The organism is Streptomyces sp. NRRL S-87 (genome assembly GCF_000719335.1).
In the GTDB taxonomy this organism is placed as follows: domain Bacteria; phylum Actinomycetota; class Actinomycetes; order Streptomycetales; family Streptomycetaceae; genus Streptomyces.
In genome coordinates, this window is record NZ_JOGB01000013.1 from 103,611 (window position 1) to 121,593 (window position 17,983).

Below are 17,983 nucleotides of genomic sequence, written 5' to 3' on the forward strand. Positions count from 1 at the left end.
GGGCGCCCCCACCGCGAGGTGCGGGCGCCCGGCCGCCCACCGTCCCGACGGAGTCGCCCATGTCCGACTGCTGCACCCCCGGCCACGCCCATGCCCCGACGCTCACCCTCGCGCCGCCGCCCGCCGCGCCCCCGGCCTCCCGGGTGGCCCGGCAGCTGCTCACCCTGCCCGGTGGGAGCTTCCTCATGGGTACCGACGACCCGGAGGGCTTCCCGGCGGATGCCGAGGGGCCGATCCGCGAAGTGGCCGTGGAGCCCTTCCGGATCGCGGCAACGGCCGTGACCAATGCCCAGTTCGCCACCTTCGCCAACGCCACCGGCTACACGACGGAGGCCGAACGCTTCGGCTTCTCCTTCACCTTCGGGGCCTTCCTCGCCGACGAGGTCGCCGCGGTCTCCGCGCCCGTGGCGGGCGTCCCGTGGTGGCGGGCGGTGGAGGGGGCCAGCTGGCGCCACCCCGAAGGGCCCGGTTCACATGTCACCGACCGGCAGAACCACCCCGTCGTCCACGTGTCCTGGCACGACGCCCAGGCGTACTGCGCCTGGTCCGGCACCCGCCTGCCGACCGAGGCCGAGTGGGAATACGCGGCCCGCGGCGGCCTGGAGCAGCGCCGCTACCCGTGGGGCGACGAGCTCATGCCCGACGGCCGTCACATGTGCAACATCTGGCAGGGCCGGTTCCCGGTGCTCAACACCGGCGCCGACGGCTACGTCTCCACCGCCCCCGTGAACTCCTTCCGGCCCAACGGCTTCGGCCTCTACAACACGGTCGGCAACGTCTGGGAGTGGTGCGCGGACTGGTTCACCCCCGCCGAGGAGACGTCCCGCGCGATGCGCGGAGGTTCGTACCTCTGCCACGACTCCTACTGCAACCGCTACCGGGTCGCCGCGCGCAGCTCCAACACGCCCGACAGCTCGACGGGCAACATCGGGTTCCGCGTGGCCGCCGGTCCCGCGTAGCACGGTCCGTCGCCCGCATACCCACGGCGACTGCGCAGGTGGCCGCTTCGGAGTGATCCGGAGCGGCCTCTGGCACGGGGGCGCGGGGGTCAGCCCACGGTGACCCGGGCCAGGGCCCAGGAGGTGTGGTCGTAGGACGTGCGGTTGTTGGCGTCCTCCACCACCAGCCGCAGGACGCGGACGCCGCGCACGTCCAGGTCGACCTGGACCGGGCCGGTGGCGGCCGTGAGGGTGGGGGTGGTGAGGAGCAGGCGGTCGTCGCCGTAGACCTTGGCGCGGGTGGCGCCGAGGGTGCTCTGCTTGGCGGAGAAGTCGTCGATGCCGACCAGGGACGTGAACCGGACGGCGCCGCCGCCGAGGTGGTAGGCGATGTCGCTGGGCGCGTGGACGCCCAGACCCTTGGGGTACGTCGTACCGCCGAAGGCGATCGGCGGGCCGTCCCCGGCGGCGCTCTTGCCGTTGGAGGCGTCGAGTTCCACCGGTCCCCAGCCGTTGGTAGCGCTGATCCAGGTGAGGTCGGAGAGGTAGGAGTCGCGAGTGGGGGCGGGGGGCGGGGTCGGGACGGTGGCCGTCGCCGGGTAGTGGACCGGGCCGGCCGGGGTGAGGGCGGTGCCCTCCGCCGTGAGCTCCCACGCGGTCGCGGGGGCGGCGTCCACGGGTGGTGTGACCTGCCAGGAGGCGGTGAGCCGGGCGCCGACGGCGAGTCCCTCCGCCGTGGCCGGGGAGGCGGAGGCCACGGTCCATCCGGCGGGGGCGCGCAGGCTGAGCGCCGCGGTGGTCCAGGGCCGTGCGGACCCGTTGTCCAGGGTGGCGGTGACGGTGAACGCCCGGCCGGGGACGGCCAGCCGGGGCAGCGTCAGACGGGTCCCGAACGGCGTGCGCGGGTAGGTGTCCTTCCAGGAGGAGCGCATCAGCGCCACAAGTTCTCCGGCCGTGGCCGGGTGCTTGTCGATGACGTTGTGGGCCTCGCCGAGATCGGATGCCAGGTCGTACAGCTCCACCTGCCACTTGTCGTCGGGGAGGTTGTGGTCGCGTTCGGGGGCGAAGCGCACGGCCTTCCAGTTCTCCCGGCGGACCGCCTCGGCGAGCCAGGTGGCGCGCTTCCTGTCCTGGGCGTTGGCCCGGCTGGTGCCCCCCGACTCGTCGCGGAACCAGTACAGGTGCCCGTGGCGCGCCGAGTCGGCGCTGCCCGCGAGCAGGGGAGCGGCGGAGAGCCCGTCCAGGTCGGTGGGGGCGGGGGCACCGCCGAGCTCGGCGAGGGTGGGCAGGACGTCGGTCAGGGGGGTGGGGCGGTCGCTCGTACCCTGCCGGACCCGGCCGGGGCCCCAGGCGATGAGGGGGACGCGTACGCCGCCTTCGTAGAGGTTGCGCTTGTAGCCGCGCAGCGGACCGTTGGCGTCGAACAGGTCGGGGTTGACCCCGCCCTCCTCGTGGGGGCCGTTGTCGCTGGTGACGAGGACGACGGTGTCCTGCTCCAGGCCGAGGTCGCGGAGCCGGTCGATCACCTTGCCCACCAGCGAGTCGAAGTAGCTGACCTGGGCCGCGTGGCCCTTGTCCGCAGCCGACCAGCTCTGGCCCGCATAGGCGCCGGTGTCGGGGATGTCGCTGGGGGCGTGCGGGACGTTCGGGGTGAGCAGGAGGAGGAACGGTTCGGCGGCGTGGGTGTCGATGAACTCCAGGGCGTGCTGCTCGAGGAGGTCGGGGGCGTACACGGCCTTGGCGCCGCCGGCGTTCGCGGGGATGGGCTCCTTGACCGCGTTGTGCCACAGGTACTCGGGGTAGTACTGGTGGGCGTGGCTGTGGTCGATGTAGCCGTAGAACTCCTCGAAGCCGCGGGCGGCCGGATGGCTGTCCTGGCCTGCGGCCTCCGGTCCGAAGCCCCATTTGCCGATCACGGCGGTTCGGTAGCCGCGCGCCCGCAGCACCTGGGCGAAGGTGGTGTCGGTTGCGGTGAGCGAGCCCTGGCCGCCGGAGGAGGGGTTGGCACGGACCGTGGAGTGGCCGGTGTGGAGTCCGGTCAGCAGGGAGCAGCGGGAGGGTGCGCAGACCGCGGCGGTCGAGTAGGCATCGGTGAAGCGGAGCCCCTCGGTGGCGAGCCGGTCCAGGCGGGGGGTGGTGATCAGCTTCTGGCCGTAGGAGCCGAGCTCGCCGTAGCCCAGGTCGTCGGCGAGGACGACGACGATGTTCGGCAGCCGGGTGCCGGAGCCGTCCGCCGTGTCCGGGACCGTCACCGCGGGCACCGCCTGTGCCGACCCGGCGGCGGTGGCGGTGACGGCGGTCAGACCGAGCGAAGCGGTCGATGCGGCGAGGAAGGTACGGCGGCTGGGCATGGGGGACTGCTCCTCGGATGCGGATGCGGATGCGGGTGCGGGTGTGGGTGCGGCTGCGGGTGCGCGTGCGCGTGCGCGTGGGGGTGCGGGCGGGCCGGGCCTGGGCCTGGGCCGGACGCCTGCCGATCATGCGCGGGGGAGCCGCACCCGGACCATGCACGGAGCATGAAGAACGTGTGACAGCACCCGACTTGACGGGTCCTCGGCGCGAACGCCCCGTGTCGGCGCCCGCGCGGCATGGGGGCCGGGACGCAGGGCGGACCGCGATGGCGCACGCCGCCGTCCGGCCCCTTCGGATGACCCCTGCGCGCCACCCGGCCGCGCCGCTGCGCGCGCCGCCGACGACGTAAGGGTTTCGTCATCGGCCCGGGGCTGCCGGACGGAGGCGCGATCACCTTGGATGGCGGGTGAAGGTGAAGAGGCGGTTCGGAAGGAGGGGCGTCGTGGGGCGCGTCACGAGGAAGCAGTGGTGGGCCGCGGTCGTCGCGGCGGGTCTGGTGGTGGTGTCGGCCGGGCTGGTGTGGTTCGAGCCGTGGGCCCTGTGGACGGACGAGACGGTGAACGAGGCGCTGCCCACCTCGGCCGCGGCAGCGAAGCCGACGGCGGGGGCCGGGGACTCCGCGCCGTCCGCGCCTTCTCCGTCGGAGCCCGTCACCGTCGCGCAGGGCACGTTCATCAGTCACGAGCACGCCACGACCGGCACGGTGAGGATCCTCCGGCTCGCGGACGGCACCCACACGCTCCGCCTCGAGGGCCTGGACACGAGCAGCGGGCCCGATGTGCGCGTCTGGCTGAGCGACGCGCCCGTCAAGGAGGGCAGGGCGGGCTGGCGGCTCTTCGACGACGGACGGTACGTCAACCTCGCCGAGCTGAAGGGCAACAAGGGCGACCAGAACTACCCGCTGCCCCCGGACCTCGACTGGTCGACGTACTCGAGCGTCAGCATCTGGTGCGACCGCTTCGACGTGTCCTTCGGCGCCGCCGCGCTGGCCCGCACCTGACCCGCCGTGGGCCCGTGGGCCCGTAGGCGCCGGGACGTGTCCGGTGCGGGCCGATGCCCGGCGGCCGTGCCGCGGCGGCCGCGGCGCTACGCCGGTCGGCCCACGTGCGGCTGCGAGCTCCCCGGGCGGTGCCTACCGTGACCGGATGATCCTCAGTTCGTCAGCGCGCAGGCTCCTTACCCGCACGGCCGCCCTGGCCGCCGGCGCGAGCGTCGTCCTCACGCCGGCGTTCGCGGGCGCGGCCCGGGCCGAGCCCGCGCCCCCGCGGGCGGAGGCCCTGCCGGATCCGGCCCTCCTGCACCGCCCCGGCGTCGTCGTGCGGCCGCGCGAGGGCGCACCGGCCCTGCCCGACGACCTGTCCGCGCTGTCCTGGCTGGTGGCCGACGCCGGCACCGGTGAGGTGCTCGCCGCCCACAACGCCCACCTGGGCCTGCCGCCGGCCAGCACCCTGAAGACGCTCTTCGCGCTCACGGCCCTGCCCAGCCTCCCGCGGACCGGCACCCACACCGTCACCGGCGCCGAACTGGCCGACGTCGGCGAGGGCAGCAGCCTGGTCGGCCTCGACGCCGGCCGTACCTATCAGGTCGCGGACCTCTGGAAGGGCGTCTTCCTCAGCTCGGGCAACGACGCCGTCCACGTCCTGGCCGCCATGAACGGCGGCTGGGCCGCGACCACCGCGCGGATGCAGGCCAAGGCCCGCGCCCTCGGCGCGACCGACACCCACGTCGTCTCCCCGGACGGCTACGACGCGGACGGCCAGGTGTCCTCCGCCTTCGACCTCGCGGTCTTCGGCCGCGCGGGCCTCGCCGATCCCGACTTCTCCCGCTACGCGGCGCTCCCCGACGCCCCGTTCCCCGGGGACACGGACGCCGCGGGCCGGCCGAGCTGGACGTACGGCATCGAGAACACCAACCGGCTGCTCACCGGCGAGGACGGCGTCGAGCGCTACCCGGGCGTCATCGGCATCAAGAACGGCTACACCTCCGGAGCCGGCTACACCCTGGTCACGGCCGCACGGCGGGCCGGCCGTACCGTCCTGGTCACCGTCATGAACCCCCAGCACGGCGGCCCCTTCGCGGTGTACGAGGAGGCGCGGGCCCTGCTGGACTGGGGTTTTGCGGCAGCCGGACGAGTGAACCCGGTCGGATCGCTCCGGCCCCCGTCGGCGGCCCGCCCGCGGACCCAACCGCCGCCCGTGGCCGCCGCCGCCACGGCCCCGGCGGGCTCCGGCACCGGGTACGCGTGGCCCGCGGTCCTGCTGGCGGGAGCCGCTGCCGCCGGCGCCGGCGCGTACCACCTCCGACGCCGGAGCGGCGCCTGACCGGGCGCGCACCGGGTCGTGGACCGGCCCCTGACCGGCCGCGCACCGGGGCCGTGGACCGGCCCCTGACCGGCCGCGGTCGGACGGGCGGCGGGGGTGCGGGGTGGACGGGGGCCGCGTACGGCCCCGACGGCGCCTTCCACCACACCCTGAGCATCCGGTTCGGGGGTTCCCCACCCTCGGGGTGAACCCTCGGGCCGGTCGGCCGTGCGGGACCGGCGTACCGGCGTGGCGTGGCCCCGGCCACGGAATACAAGGCGCACACCCCCCACAGAGAGGCCCACGCCCCATGCGCCGTCGTTTCCTGCTCGCCGCCTCCGCCTCGGCGACCGCCTTCACCGCCACCGTGGCACTCGCCCTGACCGCACCCGCCGCGTCCGCCGGGTCGGGCGGGGGCGGAGGCCGGGGCGGAGGCCGGGGCGGAGGTGAGCACGAGCCCTGGGTGGTGCGGTCCGCCGTGCAGCGCACGGACGCCAAGGCGTTCCGCTCCCTCTGCGGCGAGCACCGGGAGGGCGCACCGGAGCGCCGTACGTTCCCGCTGTTCGGGCGTGGCAAGGGCTTCACCGCCGTGGAGGACTTCCAGCGCAAGGAGGCGGACGGCACGGTGTTCTGGAGCGGCCACGACCCGAAGAACGCGGAGAACACCATCTCCGTGTCCGTCATCGGGGCCTGCACCAAGGGGCCGGTCACCCTCTCCGGCGTCATCACGGAGGACTTCCGCGACTACGCCTACCAGCCGCTGGCCGGGCGCCCCGGCTGGTACGAGCTGCAGGAGATCGACTCCCTCGCCCTGCCGCCCAGCGGGCAGGGCGTCGACACGGTCACCATCCCCGACAAGAAGCCGCACCGCCCGCACCACCCGGGCCACCCGCACCACCCGCCCAAGCCGGGCCTGCGGGCCGCCACACCCAACGACCCGGCCGCCATCGACATCGTCGTGGCCTACACCCCGGCCGCCGTCGAGGTCATGGGCAGTGTCCAGGCGGTCCAGTCCCGCATCACGTACGGCGTGAACCAGATGAACAGGGCGCTCGCCTTCAGCAACGTGCCGGCCAGCGTGCACGTCGTCAACACGTACCAGACCGCGCCCACCAACGTCCCGCGCGAGAACGTGAACACGCTGCTGGCCATGATCAGCAACCCCGCGAACACGGTCCTCGGGGCCACGGCCGCCGCGCAGCGCAACACCTACGGGGCCGACCTCGTCGCGCTGCTCGCCTCCGTGCCGTTCGAGGACTCCTCCGGTGCGGCCAACCTGCCCGATCCGGGGCCCTCCGCGACCACCGACGCCAACGCGTACTCGGTCACCAGCATCGGGTCCGTGGCCGCCTGGGAGAACCTCGCCCACGAGGTCGGACACAACTTCGGCCTGAAGCACGACCGCCTGACGATCGCGCGCCAGGGCGGCACCACCCCCGAGGGCACGTTCAACTACGGCTGGGTCACGCCCAACGGGCTGCACCGCACGCTCATGGCCTACTCCCAGGCCTGCCCCCGGGCGTGCAGCGTGGTCAACGCGTACTCCAACACCGAGCGCACCTGGGGAGACCAGGCCCTGGGCAACGCCGACAACAACAACGCCGCCGTCGCGCGTCAGAGCGCGGACACCGTGGCCGCCTACCGCGCCTCCCTGGTGACCAACCGCAACTCCCTCACCCTGATGCACGACCCGGAGGCCGGCGGCACGGTCCGGGTCAGCGAGTTCGGCCCGTACGACCCCGGCACGCAGGTCACCGTCACCGCCGTCCCCAATCCCGGCTACCGGTTCGACGCCTGGGCGGTCGACGGGATCGAGCTGGACGGCAACGACCCGAGCCACCAGCTCACCATGAACGCGAACCGGACCGTCAACGCGCTGTTCGTCGCGATCGAGCAGCCGTAGCCGGCCGCTCCGCACGGCCCGGCCCGCCGGCGGCCCCGCCCGGCCCGGCGGCGGCCCGTCCGCACGGTGACACCGGTCACACATGGGCCGGTCCGCCCGGGCAGGCCCGGGGCGAAACGTCACCTATGCTTCAAGGCGGCTGCGGGATGGTGATTCCCCGCCGCACGGGCGATCGCGGAGCGGTCGGTCCGTCCGGCCGGGGAGGGCGGCCTGCGTCGGGGCCCGAGGCCGGACGGGACCGTATGACACTGATCATGAAGCTCCCTGGGAATCGCGTGCCCGTCGGCGCGCGTCTCATCGGTGTGGGGCGGCCGGCCGGCCCGCCCGCCCGCGCACAGAGGAACCCCAGGGAGAAGTGAGGTATGGCAGTGATCTGCGTCGGAGGCATGATCGGGATCGGCAAGACGAGCGTGGCCGAGCTGCTCGCGAAGGAGCTCGGCAGCCACGTCTTCTACGAGAGCGTCGACGACAACCCGATCCTCCCGCTCTTCTACACGGCGAGCCCCGAGGAGATCCAGGCGCGCCGCTACCCCTTCCTGCTCCAGCTCTACTTCCTGCAGACGCGCTTCGCCTCGATCAAGGAGGCGTACAAGCAGGGCGACAACGTCCTCGACCGGTCCATCTACGAGGACTGGTACTTCGCCAAGGTCAACCACGACCTGGGCCGGATCAGCTCCCTCGAGATGCAGGTGTACGAGGGGCTGCTCGAGGAGATGATGCGCGAGATCGACGGCCTGCCCTACCGCAAGGCGCCGGATCTCATGGTCTACCTCCAGGCCGACTTCGACACGGTGCTGCACCGCATCGGCCTGCGGGGACGCGATTTCGAGCAGGACGCCGGGCTCGTCGAGTACTACCGCACCCTCTGGTCCGGCTACGACGACTGGGTGCACAGGCACTACTCGGCCAGCGAGGTCCTCGTCGTCGACATGAACCGCACGGACGTGGTGAACAACCCCGACGACGCGGCCCGCGTGGTCCAGGAGGTCAAGGACGCCCTGGCCGCGGTCAGGCAGCGCGGCTGACGCGGTCCCACCGGTCTTCTCCCCCTCCGCGCACGCGGAGGACCCTCGCCCGCCACGGCCGATCAGGCCGTGGCGGCGGCGTTTGCGGTGATCGGGCCGAACCGGCCACGGGGTGTCAAAGCGCACGGTAGCGTGAAGTGTCGCCCCGCCGCCTGCCCCTCCGGTGCCCCGTGGGCGGCTCCCGTGCCCCCGATCCTCCCCCCACCCGGTCCACCGCGCAGTCACCGACCGAAGGGAAGACCATGAGCACTCACACTCCGACCAGCCCCTACCCGAACCTCCTGCGCTGGTTGAGCGGGCAGGCGCCCGACACCGGGAAGATCACCGACGAGCTGCGGACCATGGCCGGCGGGCCGCAGTACGGACGGTTCGTTCAGGACCTCGAGGACGAGCGGGAGGGCTTCCGGGCGGCGCTGCTCGTGGCCTTCCCCCAAGTGGACCTGGCCAAGCCCGACTTCCCCGCGCCCCGGCAGCCGCTGCAGGACGTGAGCTCCGAGACGCTCCGGGCGGCCGCGGTCAGCTGCCTGACCTCGCTCGCACTCGGTGAGGCCCCGGGCACCTACAACCCCGTGCACCTGTGGACCGGCCCCGACGGGGCGCTGCGGTACAAGGGCGGCGCGGTCCACGCCACCGTCGCGGGGGCGCGGCGGCGGATCCTCGTCGACGCCAGCGGCGCCCTGTACGCCGCCGCCGCGCAGCACCCGTTCAAGCTCTGGCTGCGCAAGGGCGGGCAGGACGCCACGGTCCAGCACGTGGTCGGCATGGTCGCCGCCCCGACGGGCGGGTACGACGCCTGCAGCGCGCAGGGCGCCACCCCCTGGGAGAGTACGTACGGGACCCTGGACCAGCCCGCGGGGATCGTCCGGGCGATCACCAGGAGCGGCGCCTTCGCATCGATCGTGTGGGGAGCCTCGTACTGCACGGCCGGCTGGGTCGAGTCGCTGATGCCGACGCTCAGCACGCAGGGCCTCATCCCCCTGCCCGCGGGTGGGTCCGCCACGATCGGGCAGAACGTCCACTCGGCGCAGATCGTGGGCAGCGCCTGGCTCAGGGGCGTGGACGGGGTCGACTGCAAGCCCGACGCCATGCCGCCCCAGTGGCGGGCCGACGTGGGCGCCCGGCTCTGCCCGCGCGCGGCGCAGCACGTCCACCTCGGGCACATCGCCGACTTCTGCCAGATCCTCAAGGCGGCCGCGTTCCAGCCCGGTGGCACCGACCTGGTGGACCGGATCCGGTACCTGCTCGCCCACCACCCCGGCCGCCGGGCGGACCTGGAGTCGCTGCCCAACATCAAGAAGTACTACGCGCAGTGCTTCTGACGGGTTGACGGACCCGCCCCGTGACCGCTGCGCCCCCGGCGTGCTACGGGCCCCCTCATGACAAACAATCCTGACTCTCTTGTCATCTCGCGAGTTGAGAGCTGTCATAACGCTGGACATGATCTGTCATGGCTGGTTAGCGTGAGCGCGCAGATCTGCGATGGGTCGCTCAACCACCCGTGACGATCCACGGGTGGCTTCAAGTCAGCGGTCAGTGACGTTGGAACGAGGGTGAAAATCGTGACATCTGAGAGCGCGAGCAATCGTCGGCTGGCGGACGAGGTCGTGGCGAGCGGTGACGCGCCCGCGATCGCGGCAGCGGCGGCTCTGCTCGAAATGGGGGACCGCCTCGGCGTCCTCGACGTGATCATTCCGGGGAAGGAATTCGGCGTCGGGGAACTCGCCGCGCACACCGGCCTGCCCGAGCAGGGGGTCACCGACTACCTCGAGGCGATGGAGTCCGCGGGCATCATCACCCCCGGCCCCTCCGGCGCGGGCCACTTCGTGACCGTTGCGGACTTCGACCGCATCCAGCACCAGGCCGGCTACGTCTCCTGGGTGATGAACGCCAACCGGCCGTTCATCGAGAACGCCCGCGCCTACCTGTCCGACCCGGGCAAGGCCAGCGGCGCGTACATCCGCGACGGCCGCCAGGTCGCGGTCAGCTCCCAGTGGATGGGCTCCAAGGCGTTCTACCCCGCGGCCCTCGAGACCATCTTCGACGCGAAGCCGGAGCGCATCGCGGACCTGGGGGCCGGCACCTGCCGGCTGCTCATCGAGGTGCTCCAGGAGCTCCCCGGCTGCTCCGGCGTCGGGCTCGACCTGGACGGCCCGTCCTGCAGCGCCGCCCGGCTGGCGGCCGAACAGGCCGGGGTCGCCGACCGGTTGACCGTCGTGGAGCGCACCATCCAGTCGATCGCCACCGACCCGTCGCCGGTCGAGGGCAGCGACGTCATCCACGCGGGCTTCGTCTTCCACGACATGATGCCGGAGGAGGAGCACGTCGCCGACGCGGTCCTCGCGAACTGCCGCGAGGCGCTGCGGCCGGGCGGCATCATGGCCATCACCGACGCCGTGCCGTACCTCCGCAACGAGCGCGAGCGGCGGTTCAGCGCCATCGTCACCTACTACCACCGCCAGTTCATGAAGCGGAAGCTCCTCACCCAGGAGGAGTGGGAGGCCAAACTGCGCGGCGCCGGCTTCAACGAGGTGCGGACCGTGGAGCTGGGCTTCCCCACCGGGCGCCTCTTCGTGGCGACCCGCTAGCGGGAACCGGCGCACCGGACACGGGCGTGGCCTCCGAGCAGGAACCGACGGGTTCCGCCCGGAGGCCACGCCCTTTTGGGTGCACCCCGATCCGGTCGGTCCGGTCCGGCCCGGTCCGCCCGCCCCGGACGACCCCCTCCGCGGCGAACCGCTTCCGCAGAACGCCGGGCGCGAGCGCGTCGTGGGAGGCCTCGGCGGGACCCCGGCCGGTGTCGGCGAACTCGTAGCGGACCGCGTCTTCCACGGCTGCACTCCACGAGCGGTCCGTCGCCCGGCGGAACGCGCGACGCCCGCGCTCCGTAGGGGAGCGCGGGCGTCGTCGCGTGCCGCGTACGGGTGCCCCGGCGCGCCGTGCAGGGTCCGGCCGGCCCGTCGGGGTCACTCCGGCCAGCGGGCCGCCGCCACGCCCCGGTCGGCCACTCCGACGAGCGTGACCACGGCCTGCAGGCCGCCCAGGGCGAGGATGGCTCCGGTGGTGCCGGCGAACTGCAGGAGCAGGCCGGCCCCGAGGGTGCCCGCGGCCGGGCCGCACTGCAGGACGGTCATGGTGGCGACGATCGTCCGGCCGCGCCGGTCCTCGGGCACCTGGCGCAGGATCATGATGTCGATCAGGACCCGCAGCGCCGGCGTCGTCAGCGTCGCGACGACCAGCACGCCGAACACCCACCACCAGGCGAACGGCGCCGCCAGCAGGGTCACGCACAGGGCCGCGACCGCCGAGACGAGCAGCAGCAGCCGGCCCGGCGCCATCCACCCGTGCAGCCGCTTGACCAGCAGCGAGCCCAGCAGCATCCCCACCGCACTGCCGGTCAGGGCGAAGCCCACCAGGCCCGGTGGTGTGTCCTGGGCCTGGAGCTTCACCACCACGGTCAGCGTGACCGCGGTGAGGACCAGGTAGAAGGTGCCCACCAGGAGGAGGGAGCCGCGCAGGGCGGGCTGCCGCACCAGCTCCAGCACGCCCGCGAAGGCGCCCCCCGACTCCTCGGCGGCCGCGGCGCCGCGCTCCTCGCCGTCCCCGCCCCCCGCCCCGTCCCCGGCCCCGGCCCCCGCGTCGGCGGCCGGGTCCTTCGCGCGCGGCGGCACCCGTACGAACAGGGTGCACACCAGCGACACCGAGAAGGTGACGGCGCACGCCACGAACGGGACCACGCGCGAGACCCCGTACAGCGCGCCGCCCACCGCAGGGCCGAGCAGGCCGGCGGCGCCCTCGCGCACCTCGTCCTGGGTGAGTGCCTGGGTCAGCTGCTCGTCGGGCACCACGGCGCGGATCAGCAGCATGCGCACGGGTCCGCCGAACGCCGTCCCCACGCCCAACACGACGGCCACCAGCAGGAGATGGACGGCGGTCAGCCGGTCCATGGCCAGGGCGACCGCCACCGAGGCGGTGGCCACGGCCCGGGCCGCCTCCGCGCCGACGAGGACCCGGCGGTGGTCCCAGCGGTCGGCGAGCACCCCGATGGGCAGCCCGAACAGCAGGATCACGATGAGCTGGGTGAAGCCGAAGAGACCGGCCAGCGCGGGGGACCCCGTCAGGGCCAGCACCAGCAGCGGGTAGGCGACGTCGGCAGCCTCCACACCGAGCGTGGTGCTGGTGGCGCCGACCCAGAGCAGCTGGAAGCGCCAGTTGCGGCGCAGCGGTACGAGCGGGGGCCGGTCGCGGGCGGTCCCCGCGGCCGGCCCCGACCCGTCGTCCTGCTCCGGGGGCCCCGGGGGCACCTCGCGTGGTTCGGTCTCGGACTGGCTCATGTGCGCTCGGTCTCCCTGTCCTCGGAAGGGGCGGGGGCCGCCCCGGCGGGCGCGGGCACCCCGCGGGCGGGTACGGCGACGTCGGCGTGCCGCGCCCCGTGCCCGCCCCGCGTGCGACCGCTGTTGACCTTGATCGACGGCACGGTCAGGGCCCGGAGGGCTACGACCACAGGCACAGCGGGCCGCGCCCCGTGACCCCGATGAAGAACGAGAGCGTGACCCGGCGGCCGTCGCCCTCGACGGGCTCCACGAGGTGGTAGTTGCGGGGGTCGAAGAACACCGCGTCGCCGAGGTCGGCGCGCATGACCGCGGCCGGCTCGCCCTCGACCAGCGAGCGTTCGTAGCCGTAGCCGTCCCGGCGCTGCTCGTCGCCAGGCCGCCAGCGGCGGCGGAAGGCGACGGCCTCGCCGCCCGCGGACGGCACCGACAGGTGGCAGTTGAAGGCGATCTGGGCGATCGGCGCCTGGTCCAGCACCCCGGCGAACTCCCGGATGACCTCGTCGAAGTGCATCCGGGCGCCGTTGTTGATCTCCCGGATGATGCCGGCGAACATGTCCCGGCCGTCGGAGGTGGCCGGCCGGACCTCGTCGCCCCAGGCGCGGGCCACCTCGGCGGCGGCGAGGGCCATGGGGTCGCCCCCGGCGAGCAGGGTCGAGCGGGCGCGGGCGGACCGGGCGGCGTACTCCCAGTACTCCTCGCGGAGCTTGCCGTCACCGTAGAAGTCGTAGGCGACCGGGCCGAGTTTGGCGATCCGGGGCTGGACGAGCACTTCGTCGTAGGAGCCCATCTCGCAGGTCTCGAGGGCGTGCATGATCTCGTGGCACTGTGCGGGGTCGAAGAACCGCCTGATCCGTACGGAGCCGACGGATCCCGCGGCCAAGCACGTGATGTGGTGTTCCGTCAGGCGGTCGGCCACCTCGTTCGAGAACAGTTCGGGGATGGCGGGAGGGCTGGCGGGTGCGGTACTCACGGCTCGGGATGCTCCCTTCTGGAAGGGGCGGGCGTCGTCGCGGCTGCCGCGGCGGACGGCCCCATGGGCCCGCGCTGGTGACTGCGGCGTCGGTGACAAGTTAGTCATGCCTGACAGGACGTGTCCAGCGCCCGTGACAATTGGGCGAGGGCTTAATGACAAGCGATTCACCCAGGTGAGCGTCCAAAGTGCGGACATCGCGTCGATCGGCGCGCCTCATCCCCCTGCTGGTCTGCATATCTGCCCCGACCAAAGCCTTGACCGTTGTGTCAAAGAATCGATCGTCGGTTGTCATAATTTCTAGACGCATGATGCCAACCTGGTTATGGTGATGCCGGATCAGGATGTGCAGGGAGCTCGTGCGGCCGACCCCATGATGGAGTGACGAATGCCTGACGCCCGGGACCTGAAGCTGACCCAGGACTCCGTCTCCCCAGGGCCCGGCGCGGTCCCGGCGGGCGGCGGCGGAGCCGAGCGGCCGGTCGGCCCGACGACCCTCCCGGAACTGTTCCAGGCCCAGGTGCGGCGCACCCCGGACGCGCCCGCGCTGCTCACCGACGCCGGCGAGTGGTCGTACGCCCGGCTCGACTCCTGGGCGAACCGCCTGGCCCGGCTGCTGGTCGAGCACGGAGCCGGCCCCGAGTCCGTCGTCGCCGTGGCGGTGCCCCGCTCGGCCGAACTGGTCGTCGCCCTGCTGGCGGTGCACAAGGCGGGCGCCGCCTACCTGCCGCTGGACACGGACTACCCGGCCGACCGACTGGCGTTCATGCTGGCCGACGCCCGGCCCGTCTGCGTCCTGGCGGCGAGCGGGGTGGCCCTGCCGGACGCGCAGGCGCCGACGGTCCTGCTGGACGAGCCCGACCTGCTCGACGGCCGCGCCGACGACCCCCTGCCGCCCCGGGCGGTCCCCGCGAACCCGGCGTACGTGATCTACACCTCCGGGTCCACCGGGCGCCCCAAGGGCGTGCTGGTCCCGCACGAGGGAATCGTCAACCGGCTGCTCTGGATCCAGGACGCGTACGGCCTGACCGACCGCGACCGGGTGCTGCAGAAGACCCCGTCGAGCTTCGACGTCTCCGTCCAGGAGTTCTTCTGGCCGCTAGTCACCGGCGCCGCCCTCGTGGTCGCCGCGCCCGGCGGGCACCGGGACCCCGCCTACCTCGCCCGGCTGATCCGCGAACGCCGGGTCACCGCCGTGCACTTCGTCCCCTCGATGCTGCAGGTCTTCCTGGCCGAGCCGACCGCCGCGGGGTGCACCGGCCTGCGCCTGGTGCTGTGCAGCGGCGAGGGCCTGCCGGCCGCCCTGGCGGAGCGCTTCCACCGGGTGCTCGGCGGCGTCCGCCTGCACAACCTGTACGGCCCCACCGAGGCCTCCATCGACGTCACCGCGGCCGAATCCCGGCCCGGGGACGCGGCGGGCGCGGGCGGTCTCGTCCCCGTCGGCCGGCCCGTCTGGAACACCCGCCTGTACGTCCTGGACGCCGCCCTCACCCCCGTGGCGTCCGGCGAGGAGGGCGAGCTCTACCTGGCCGGCGTGCAGCTGGGCCGCGGCTACCTCGACCGCCCGGGCCTGACCGCGGAGCGGTTCGTCGCGGACCCGTTCGGGCCGGCCGGCACGCGGATGTACCGCACCGGTGACCTCGTCCGGTGGAACGCGGACGGCGGTCTCGACTTCGTGGGCCGGGCCGACCAGCAGGTCAAGATCCGCGGCTTCCGCGTGGAGCCGGGCGAGATCGAGGCCGAGCTGACGGCCGATCCGGCCGTCGGGCACGCGGCGGTCGTCGCCCGCGAGGACCGGCCGGGGGACCTGCGCCTGGTCGCCTACGTGGTGCCCGCGGCCGACGCGGTGGCCGACCCGGAGCGGATCCGACGGCGGCTGGCGGCCGTGCTGCCCGCGCACATGGTGCCGTCGGCGCTGCTGGTGCTGCCCGCGCTGCCGCTGACGCCGAACGGGAAGCTGGACCGCGCGGCCCTGCCCGCCCCCGACTTCTCGGCCGCCGTCACGGACGAAGCGCCGCGCACCGAGCGGGAGGAGGTGCTGTGCGGCCTGTTCGCCGAGGTGCTGGGCCTGGACCGGGTCGGCGTCCACGACGACTTCTTCGACCTGGGCGGCCATTCGCTGCTGGCCACCCGGCTGGCGAACCGGATCCGTACCGTGCTCGGCGCGCAGCTGGGACTCTCCGCCCTCTTCGCGGCGCCGACGGTCGCCGGGGTCGCGGCCGTCCTGTCCCCGGACACCGCCGGCCCGGCGCGCCCGGCTCCGCGGCCTCGCCCCGAGCCCGACCGCCCCGCCGAACTGAGCTACGCCCAACGGCGTTTGTGGTTCCTCGCCCAGATGGAGGGGCCCACCGCGACGTACCACATCCCGCTCGCCCTGCGGCTGCACGGGACCGTCGACGAGGCCGTGCTCGAGACCGCCCTCGCCGACGTCGTGGCCCGGCACGAGAGCCTGCGGACGGTCTTCCACGAGGTCGACGGCGAACCCGTCCAGGTGGTGCTGCCCGCCGAGGCGGCCGCCGCCGCGCTGACCGTGGCCGACGTCACCCCCGCCGAGCTGCCCGCCGCGGTCGCCGAGGCGTCCCGCCGCACGTTCGACCTGGCCGAGGACCTGCCGCTGCGGGCCTGGCTGTTCCGGACCGGAGCCCAGGAGTCGGTGCTGCTGCTGGTCCTGCACCACATCGCCGGCGACGGCTGGTCGATGGAACCCCTCGCGCGCGATCTGGGCCTGGCCTACGTCGCCCGGTCGGGCGGCGCCGCGCCGGCCCCGGCCCCGCTGCCGGTGCAGTACGCCGACTACGCCCGCTGGCAGCACGGACTGCTCGGCGACCCCCAGGACCCCGGCACCCTGGCCGGCCGCCAACTCGCCTACTGGCGCGAGGCCCTGGCCGGCATCCCGGAGGAGATCGAACTCCCCCGGGACCGGCCCCGGCCGGCCGCGCCGAGCCACCTCGGCGCCCGGGTGACCGCCGAGATCGACGCCACCCTGCACGGCAGGCTCCAGGCGCTCTCCCGGCAGTACGGGACCACCCTCTTCATGGCCGTGCAGGCGGGCCTGTCCGCGCTGCTCACCCGGCTCGGCGCGGGCACCGACGTCCCCGTCGGCTCCGTGGTCGCGGGCCGCACCGACGAGGCCCTGGACGACCTGGTCGGGTTCTTCGTCAACACGCTGGTGCTGCGCACCGACACCTCCGGCAACCCGACCTTCGGTGAGCTGCTGGAGCGGGTACGGGCCACCGACCTGGCCGCCCAGGACCACCAGGACCTGCCCTTCGACCTGCTGGTCGAGGCCCTCAACCCGGTGCGCTCGCGCGCCCGGCACCCCCTCTTCCAGGTCGCCCTGGTGCTGCAGAACAACGCCTCGGCCCGCTTCGACCTCGGCGCGGGCGTCACCGTCCGCGAGGACGAACCCCCGCTGACCGGAGCCAAGTTCGACCTCTGCCTCGAGCTCCGCGAGCGCCACGGGGAGCGCGGCGAGCCGGCCGGCATCCGGGTCGACTTCGAGTACGCGGTGGACCTGTTCGACCGCGGCACGGTGCAGGCGCTGGCCGACCGGTTCGTCCGGCTCCTCACGGAGCTCGCGGCCCACCCCGAGCTGCCGATCGGACGCGCCGACGTCCTGGCACCCGCCGAGCGGGCCCGGCTCACCCGGGAATGGAACGACACCGCGGTCCCGGTGGCCCGCGGCACCCTCCCGCAGGTCTTCGCGGCCCGCGCCGCCGAAACGCCCGACGCGCCGGCCGTGGTCGGCGGGCGGGAGCGGCTGACGTACCGGGAGCTGGGCGGGCGGGCGGCGCGCCTGGCGCACCGGCTGCTCGCCGCGGGCGCGGGGGCGGAATCCCCGGTGGCGGTGCGCATGGAGCGTTCCGAGGACGTGGTCGCCGTGTCCCTGGCCGTGGTCACGGCCGGCAGCGCGTACCTGCCGCTGCCCGCCGCGTACCCGGCCGACCGGGTGGCGGCCGTCCTGCGTGACACGGGGGCGCGGGTGCTGGTGGTCGACCCGGCGAACGCCTCGCATCCCGCGGTCGGGGCGGCCCGGGCGGTGGGCGTCGCGGTGGTCGTGGTCGAGGGCGAGGAGGGTCTGGCGGGTCTGCCGGAGGGTGCTCCGGCGGTACGGCTGGAGCCCGACCGGCTGGCGTGCGTGCTGCACACCTCGGGCTCGACGGG

At 73.9% G+C, this 17,983-nt stretch carries 11 protein-coding genes; 8 read left to right on the forward strand and 3 right to left on the reverse strand.

Annotated features, from left to right (window positions below; genetic code table 11):
- Window positions 1–59 precede the first annotated feature (59 nt).
- Window positions 60–959 carry a formylglycine-generating enzyme family protein gene (locus IF43_RS0110850; RefSeq protein ID WP_030197472.1) on the forward strand — a complete coding sequence of 300 codons (900 nt, stop codon included), beginning with the start codon at window positions 60–62 and terminating at the stop codon, window positions 957–959.
- A gap of 89 nt (window positions 960–1,048) precedes the next feature.
- Here IF43_RS0110850 and IF43_RS0110855 read toward each other — a convergent pair whose 3' ends face one another.
- A complete protein-coding gene (locus IF43_RS0110855; protein ID WP_030197475.1) occupies window positions 1,049–3,289 on the reverse strand; it encodes a sulfatase-like hydrolase/transferase in 2,241 nt (746 codons plus the stop codon).
- 443 nt (window positions 3,290–3,732) lie between these two features.
- Here IF43_RS0110855 and IF43_RS0110860 point away from each other — a divergent pair, with 443 nt between their 5' ends.
- From IF43_RS0110860 to IF43_RS0110885, 6 genes are all read left to right on the forward strand, one after another.
- Window positions 3,733–4,290, forward strand: a complete 558-nt coding sequence (locus IF43_RS0110860; protein ID WP_030197479.1) for a DM13 domain-containing protein — start codon at window positions 3,733–3,735, stop codon at window positions 4,288–4,290.
- Between the two features lie 145 nt (window positions 4,291–4,435).
- Complete coding sequence (locus IF43_RS0110865) at window positions 4,436–5,611, forward strand: D-alanyl-D-alanine carboxypeptidase family protein (protein WP_037888046.1); 1,176 nt, start codon at window positions 4,436–4,438, stop codon at window positions 5,609–5,611.
- Window positions 5,612–5,900: 289 nt separating this feature from the next.
- Window positions 5,901–7,493 (forward strand): reprolysin-like metallopeptidase, encoded by a 1,593-nt coding sequence (locus IF43_RS0110870; RefSeq protein ID WP_030197484.1) that lies wholly within the window; start codon window positions 5,901–5,903, stop codon window positions 7,491–7,493.
- Between the two features lie 362 nt (window positions 7,494–7,855).
- Window positions 7,856–8,518, forward strand: a complete 663-nt coding sequence (locus IF43_RS0110875) for a deoxynucleoside kinase (RefSeq protein ID WP_030197486.1) — start codon at window positions 7,856–7,858, stop codon at window positions 8,516–8,518.
- A 242-nt stretch (window positions 8,519–8,760) separates the two neighbouring features.
- Window positions 8,761–9,837 (forward strand): hypothetical protein, encoded by a 1,077-nt coding sequence (locus IF43_RS0110880; protein ID WP_030197488.1) that lies wholly within the window; start codon window positions 8,761–8,763, stop codon window positions 9,835–9,837.
- Between the two features lie 240 nt (window positions 9,838–10,077).
- Window positions 10,078–11,103: a methyltransferase gene (locus IF43_RS0110885; protein WP_037888048.1), complete on the forward strand. Its 1,026-nt coding sequence runs from the start codon at window positions 10,078–10,080 to the stop codon at window positions 11,101–11,103.
- A gap of 378 nt (window positions 11,104–11,481) precedes the next feature.
- Here IF43_RS0110885 and IF43_RS0110890 read toward each other — a convergent pair whose 3' ends face one another.
- Together IF43_RS0110890 and IF43_RS37940 are read right to left on the reverse strand one after the other, a co-directional pair.
- On the reverse strand, window positions 11,482–12,849 hold the full coding sequence (locus IF43_RS0110890; RefSeq protein ID WP_078910061.1) for an MFS transporter: 1,368 nt from the start codon (window positions 12,847–12,849) through the stop codon (window positions 11,482–11,484).
- Between the two features lie 160 nt (window positions 12,850–13,009).
- On the reverse strand, window positions 13,010–13,819 hold the full coding sequence (locus IF43_RS37940; RefSeq protein WP_051795079.1) for a hypothetical protein: 810 nt from the start codon (window positions 13,817–13,819) through the stop codon (window positions 13,010–13,012).
- A 388-nt stretch (window positions 13,820–14,207) separates the two neighbouring features.
- On the opposite strand from IF43_RS37940, the gene IF43_RS0110905 reads away from it, so the two are divergent.
- Window positions 14,208–17,983, forward strand: a 3,776-nt coding sequence (locus IF43_RS0110905) for a non-ribosomal peptide synthetase (protein WP_158939271.1), incomplete at its 3' end; no start/stop codon positions are given.

Excerpts from the sequence above, each read along its gene's own strand:
- IF43_RS0110870 (WP_030197484.1), top strand. The coding sequence starts at position 5,901 with ATGCGCCGTCGTTTCCTGCTCGCCGCCTCCGCCTCGGCGACCGCCTTC.
- IF43_RS0110865 (WP_037888046.1), top strand. The coding sequence starts at position 4,436 with ATGATCCTCAGTTCGTCAGCGCGCAGGCTCCTTACCCGCACGGCCGCC.
- IF43_RS0110875 (WP_030197486.1), top strand. The coding sequence starts at position 7,856 with ATGGCAGTGATCTGCGTCGGAGGCATGATCGGGATCGGCAAGACGAGC.
- IF43_RS0110850 (WP_030197472.1), top strand. The coding sequence starts at position 60 with ATGTCCGACTGCTGCACCCCCGGCCACGCCCATGCCCCGACGCTCACC.
- IF43_RS0110855 (WP_030197475.1), bottom strand. The coding sequence starts at position 3,289 with ATGCCCAGCCGCCGTACCTTCCTCGCCGCATCGACCGCTTCGCTCGGT.
- IF43_RS0110880 (WP_030197488.1), top strand. The coding sequence starts at position 8,761 with ATGAGCACTCACACTCCGACCAGCCCCTACCCGAACCTCCTGCGCTGG.
- IF43_RS0110890 (WP_078910061.1), bottom strand. The coding sequence starts at position 12,849 with ATGAGCCAGTCCGAGACCGAACCACGCGAGGTGCCCCCGGGGCCCCCG.